The following is a 521-nucleotide window of genomic DNA, read 5'->3' as shown; positions in this document are numbered from 1 at the left end:
GGCACGATTGTTGAGCCCCTTATGCGACCAGTGATCCAGATCGGGCAGGAGTTCGCGCTTGGCCGCGCCATATGAGCGGAGCTTGTCCGTTATAATCCGCTTGGGAACAGACCCCGCGCGTTTCATCAGCTTGCGCAAAAGCCGTTTGGCGGCCCGTTTGTCCCGCCGGGACTGGAGGATCTCGTCCAGAACAACGCCGCGTTGATCAACGGCGCGCCAGAGCCAGAACGTCTTGCCGGAAATCTTCACCACGACTTCGTCAAGATGCCAGATGTCGCCGGGGCGGCGCTGGCATCGCCGCAAGTTCCTCGCGATCTGCGGCCCGAATTTGGCCGTCCAGCGCCGAACCGTTTCATAGGAGACGTCGATGCCACGTTCGAGCAGCATCTCCTCAACCTCCCGCAGGCTCAGATTGAACCGGACGTACAGCCAGACCGCGTGGGCAATGATCGAAGGCGGGAACCGGTGCCGCTTGTAGCTGATGGAAGGTGTCTGCATCGCCGTGACCTACGTAGCAAACA

1 protein-coding gene is annotated in these 521 nt (G+C 60.8%); it reads right to left on the bottom strand.

Annotation, left to right across the window (positions count from 1 at the left end):
- On the bottom strand, positions 1-498 hold a 498-nt coding region (locus tag KNW02_RS20760), incomplete at its 3' end, for an IS6 family transposase (RefSeq protein WP_216035065.1).
- Positions 499-521: the final 23 nt, after the last annotated feature.

Origin of the sequence: Paracoccus marinaquae (genome assembly GCF_018860165.1) — a bacterium.
In the GTDB taxonomy this organism is placed as follows: domain Bacteria; phylum Pseudomonadota; class Alphaproteobacteria; order Rhodobacterales; family Rhodobacteraceae; genus Paracoccus; species Paracoccus marinaquae.
Note: the sequence above shows the minus strand (reverse complement) of the source record. Positions and strands in the feature narration are given on the sequence as shown.